Genomic DNA, 4,948 nt, shown 5'->3' with positions numbered 1-4,948 from the left:
GCGCAGCTGCTCGTCCCGCGCCTGCGCCACCTGCCACACCGCGGCCACCTCCGCCGCCGCGGGCCCGGCCCACCCCGCCAGCTTCGCGAAGTTCCCCTGCTTCAGCGCCTTGCGCAGCTGGGTCAGCGCCTTCCACGCCGGGCCATGGAGGCCGCGCTGCGCTTGCTCGGTGCGCTGGTCCGCCAAGGCCACGGCCCGGCGCAGGCCGTCCTCCAGCTCCAGCAGCCGGTCCACGGCCAGCACCGCCTCGGGGCTGCCCAACTGCAGCACCTGCTTCACGGGAAAGCCCGCGCTGCGCAGCAAGAAGTGCTTCCACATGGCCCAGCCGTGCCTCAACGGGCGCAGATGGGCGGCATGCCCGGCAGCGGTGCTCATCGCGATGTCTCTCTCTCAAGGGGCCGCGGCGGGGATGCGCGGGCGCCCGGCAGTCACAGCAGGGAAAGGCGGTCCAGCACTCCCAACTCCCGCATCCGCCGCTCGGTGTACGGGCTGAGCAGCTCGCCCGGCGACCGCCCCTCCTTGATGCAGTCCCGAATCATCGTGGCCGAGATCTTCGGCAGGTCGCTCACGTCAATCCGGACACACGTCTCGCCGAGCTTCTTCCACGCCTCGGCCTTCGCGTCCTCGAACTCGTCCCGCTGCGGGGTGATGAAGACGCGGTCCGGCGGGAGGAGCTTCTTGTAGAGGTCCCACGCCAGGTCCAGCCGCCGCCCACCGCTGACGATGATGGGGGCCTCCGGCCCGAACTCGTGCTGGACGCTCTCCACCAGCAGCTGGTAGCGCATCCAGAAGGGCAGCGGGTTCTTCTCCGGCCGGTGGTGCGGGTCCACCACGGCCGTGAACTCGGGCACCGGCAAGGGGCCGCCCACCTCCGCCGAGGTCTCATTCGCGACGACGAACAGCCAGAGCCGCTCGCCGAGCTCCAGCAGCCGACGCATGTACGCCAGATGCCCGCGGTGGACCGGCTGGAAGCGGCCCTCCCAGATGACGTTCTTGTACTTCATGATGCCCCTCCCGCGCGGGGCCCCAGGCCCCACTCAATGAGCGTGTCCCTCACGTGCACCCCCAGCCGGTCCTGCGCCTCGATTGTCGTGGCGCCCAGGTGCGGCAGGAAGAACACCGGCAGGTCCGCGAACGCCTCGAAGCTCCGGCGGTCCGGCTCCACCGGATCAATCACCGCGCCCCGGATGCGGCCGGCCACCACCGCCTCGCGCAGGTCGGACATCTCGACCAGGTCATACCGCCCCAGGTTCACCAGGAACGGCCGGCGAGCCATCTTCCCGAAAGCCGCTCGGTTGAACATGTGCCGCGTGTCCGGCAGCAGGGGGACCTGGAGGCTGATGACGTCACTCTCGGCGAGCAGCCGCTCGTACGAGGTGGGCACCGCTCCGGACTCCGGGTGCACGCCCCCGCCCGAGCGGTTGCAGTACAGCATGCGGACGTCAAAGGACTTCAGCCGCAGCGCCAGCTGCTTGCCAATCCGCCCGAAGCCCACCAGCCCCACCGTCTTCCCGTAGAGCTCGTTCCCGAGGAGCGCGGCCTTCTTCCATTGCCCCTTCATCAAGGACGAGTGGCCCTCGTACAGGTTGCGCATCACGAACAGCATGGCGGCGACACCCAGCTCCGCCACGCTGGGCGTGCTCGCGTCCGGAAGGTTCGTGAAGCGGATGTCCCTGGCGGCGAATGTCTCCAGCGGCAGGTTGTCCACCCCGCTCCCGGCGCGGACGACCGCCTTCAGGCGCGGGGCCCCCGCCACCCACTCCGGCGTGAGGCGGAAGCGACTGCGGATGACGAGGACGTCCGCGGACCGCAGGCGCTCCCGCACCTCCGCCTCCGGCTGGGTGGGCAGGTAGCACACGTCGCCCACGTCCTCGATGGCGGAGACCGCCCCCGGGCTCAGCGGGTCGATGATGACAATCTGGAGCCTAGTCAAAGGCAATCTTTCTGCCTTCCCGATCGAAATCCAGCTTGCCGTCGTAGCCCCTGAACTCGCCAATGGACGGCCGCCGCCGGCAGCGGTGGGCCGGCTTGCAGATGACGATGGGAATGCGGCTCTTGGAGCCGCGGGTGAACTCGGCGGCGCAGGAGGCCCGCATCGCCTCGTAGAAGCTGAGCCCCCGGGTCGCGCCGACGGGGGTCGCCCCCAGGGTGATGCAGCCGATGATGGTCTCCCGGATGTCGATGCCCGTGTCCGTGTCACTGATGATGACGTCCACGGAGACGCCCGACCGCGCCCGCACGGCCTCGGCCAACTGCGCGGCCAGGCGGTTGTGGTTGTGGGCGCCCACCGTCGCCTGCTCGCCACGGGCCGGGTCCTCCAGGTACGAGTCCGCGAGGATGAGGTCCTTCTCATCCACCGGGCCGGAGACGAGCCGCTGCAGTTCGGCGAGCAGCCGGAGCCGGTCCTCCCGGCCCATCTTCTTCGGGTCCGTCTCGTAGATGTAGCGGTAGGGGACCAGGCGTCCCTGGGCGACCGGGAACGGCTTCTCCGCGACGACAACCACGTCCCCCTCCTCGAGCGAGGAGGCCGCGCACGCCTCGGCGATGGACTGGATGAGCGTGTCCACCCCTTGGTGGGTGGGCAGCTCCACCTTCACCGGGACAGTGCGCGAGGCAATCTGCCCGCTCGCCCCCATCGAGCCGAGCAGCCCCTTGAAGACGGCGTTGGTCGCCACCGCCAGGTTCCAGATCTTCTCGTCCATCAACTGCTCAAGCTCGCCCAGGTCCGGCGCCACGCTCGTGGACGACATCAGGAAGACGGGCTCGCCCGCCGCGACGTGCTGCCCCACCCCCACCAGCGGGCGGACGACGTTGCCCGCCAGCGGCGACGGATAGGTGAGCTCTCGCTCGCCAGCGCGGACCCGCATCAGCAGCTCTCCCGCGGCGATCCGCGGCTCAGGAGACACGTGCGTCACCTCGAACCGCGAGGCCGGGGCCCACGTCGCGGCCGGATCGAACTTCACGATCATGTTTGACATGTCACCTTTGCGTCCTGCTTCGCATCAGCCGACTCGCGGCGGATGTCCTCGTAGAGGAAGGAGAACATGGTGCGCAGCTGCTCCAGGTCCCTGTCCCTCAGGGGCGCCTCGTCCCCCTCCAGCGGGCCGTAGCACCGCTGCTCCCACGCCTTCAATATCTGGATCCGCTCGGCAGGAGAAAGCCCGCTCATCATGTCCTCTCAGGTCCCCGGCGAGACGCCCGCCGCGCCTAGTTTTCAGAAGAGGCCCCGAAGCGCTTCTCGTGCTCCACCAGCTCCGGCATGCCCTGGAGCGTGAAGATCTCCTCCATGCTGAGCATCTCCCCCTCGCTCTTCAGGGTGGAGCCCTCCCGCATGATGAGCTCGAAGGCCTTCCGGGTCGCCTGCACCGCGGCGCGCAGCCCCTGGTTGGCGTAGATGGCCATCTTGAAGCCCAGCGCCTCGAGCTGCTCGCGCCCCAGCGTGGGGAACTTCGTGGGCACCACCACGAGCGGCACCGGCACCTTCCAGCTCTTGGCGAACTCGACGATCTCCTTGCCGGACTTGTCCTTCGAATGGATGAGGATGGCGTCGGCCCCCGCCTCTCGGTAGGCGTAGGCCCGCTTCAGGGCCTCCTCCATCCCGAGCCCGGCGATGAGCGCCTCGGTCCGGGCAATGACCACGAAGTCCTGGGTCTGCTGGACGGCCTTGGCCGCCCGGAGCTTGTTGGTGAACTCCTGCATGGAGACGAGCACCTGCTCGCGCTCATCGAACGAGTTCAGCTTGGGATGGACCTTGTCCTCGATGCACACCGCGGCGATGCCGGCCGCCTCGTACTTGCGGACCATGCGCACCAGGTTGTGGACGTTGCCGAAGCCGGCGTCGCCGTCCGCGATGATGGGCAGATGCGTGGCCTCGTTCATGCTGATGGCCGCATCCAGGAAGTCGTTCATCGTCAGGATGCTGGCATCTGGGACGCAGTGCGCGGCGGAGATTCCAAACCCGCTCGCCCAGACCGCATCGAAGCCGGTCTCATGCGCCAGACGCGCGCTCAGCCCATCATGCGCTCCGGCCACCATCATCATCGACGGGCGCGCTAGCTTCTCCCGCAGGACTGCACTCTTGGACGGATTTCCCATAAGGAGCCTCAACTCTCGACAGCCGGAGAAGGGACACGCTCGCCCCGCTTCACAGACATTCGTTCGACCACGACGTCGAAGACCGCGGGATAGTCGACCTGCGCCAGCTCCTTCCTGGCAGCCCCTTCGCGCAGCATCTCCGCCGCCACGGGGAACATGGACAGGTGGGCCCCGGCCTCGGCGGCCAGCTGCTGGATGAGCCGGGCGTCCTTCTCCGCCAGCTCCAGCTTGAACCCCTCGCGGAAGTCGCCCTCCAGCAGCGTGCGCCGCAAGGTATTGTCGATGACGTAGCTGGACGCGGTTCCGTTCGACAGCACCCGGAACAGCAGCTCGCGATCCAGCGACAGCTTCTCCGCCAGGGACACCGCCTCCATCACCGTGAACGCGGTGCCCAGCGTCACCATGTTGTGGACGAGCTTGAGGGAGCTGGCGACCCCCACCGCGCCCGCGTAGATGGCGACGTCCACGAACAGGTCGAGGATGGGCTTGAGCCGCTGGAACACGGCATGCTCCCCGCCGACGATGACGCGCAGCCGCCGGTTGCGGACCGCGCGGACCCCGCCGGTCATCGGCGCCTCGAGATAGCTGGCGCCCGCCTCCGCGAACGCCTCCCCGAGCCGCCGCGTGAGCGCGGGGAGCGTGGTGGAGAAGTCGACGACGACCTTGTCCTTCGCGGCGCCAGTCCGGATGAGCTCGCTGGCGACCTCCTCCACCGCCTGCGGGTTCGGCAGGCACAGGAAGACAATCCCAGCAGTCCGGGCGACCGCCTCCGCCGACGGCGCACAGAGGTGCGCCAGGCCCTCCGCGCCCGCCTTGTCATGGATGGCGGCCAGCAGCCCCGCCGCCTGGAGGT

At 68.9% G+C, this 4,948-nt stretch carries 7 protein-coding genes; all 7 read right to left on the bottom strand.

Features of this window, described 5'->3' with window-relative positions; genetic code table 11:
• Positions 1-318 (bottom strand): hypothetical protein (locus G4D87_RS33630; RefSeq protein ID WP_163786773.1); only part of this gene is annotated, 318 nt, incomplete at its 3' end.
• A gap of 110 nt (positions 319-428) precedes the next feature.
• On the bottom strand, positions 429-1,004 hold the full coding sequence (locus tag G4D87_RS33625) for an adenylyltransferase/cytidyltransferase family protein (protein WP_163786772.1): 576 nt from the start codon (positions 1,002-1,004) through the stop codon (positions 429-431).
• Positions 1,001-1,939: an NAD(P)-dependent oxidoreductase gene (locus G4D87_RS33620; protein WP_163786771.1), complete on the bottom strand. Its 939-nt coding sequence runs from the start codon at positions 1,937-1,939 to the stop codon at positions 1,001-1,003. The genes G4D87_RS33625 and G4D87_RS33620 overlap by 4 nt, the downstream gene beginning before the upstream one ends.
• Complete coding sequence (locus tag G4D87_RS33615; RefSeq protein WP_163786770.1) at positions 1,926-2,978, bottom strand: coenzyme F420-0:L-glutamate ligase; 1,053 nt, start codon at positions 2,976-2,978, stop codon at positions 1,926-1,928. The genes G4D87_RS33620 and G4D87_RS33615 overlap by 14 nt, the downstream gene beginning before the upstream one ends.
• The gene (locus G4D87_RS33610) at positions 2,966-3,172 is read right to left on the bottom strand and encodes a hypothetical protein (RefSeq protein WP_163786769.1); all 207 of its coding nucleotides are present in this window, start codon (positions 3,170-3,172) and stop codon (positions 2,966-2,968) included. The genes G4D87_RS33615 and G4D87_RS33610 overlap by 13 nt, the downstream gene beginning before the upstream one ends.
• Positions 3,173-3,207: 35 nt before the next feature.
• Positions 3,208-4,095, bottom strand: coding sequence for an isocitrate lyase/phosphoenolpyruvate mutase family protein (locus tag G4D87_RS33605; protein WP_163786768.1), 888 nt, complete (start codon positions 4,093-4,095; stop codon positions 3,208-3,210).
• An 8-nt stretch (positions 4,096-4,103) separates the two neighbouring features.
• Positions 4,104-4,948 (bottom strand): NAD(P)-dependent oxidoreductase (locus G4D87_RS33600; protein WP_163786767.1); only part of this gene is annotated, 845 nt, incomplete at its 5' end.

This window comes from Myxococcus vastator (genome assembly GCF_010894475.1).
Lineage (GTDB): Bacteria > Myxococcota > Myxococcia > Myxococcales > Myxococcaceae > Myxococcus > Myxococcus vastator.
The sequence above is the reverse complement of the archived record's forward strand: the minus strand, read 5'-3'. Positions and strand labels throughout refer to the sequence as shown.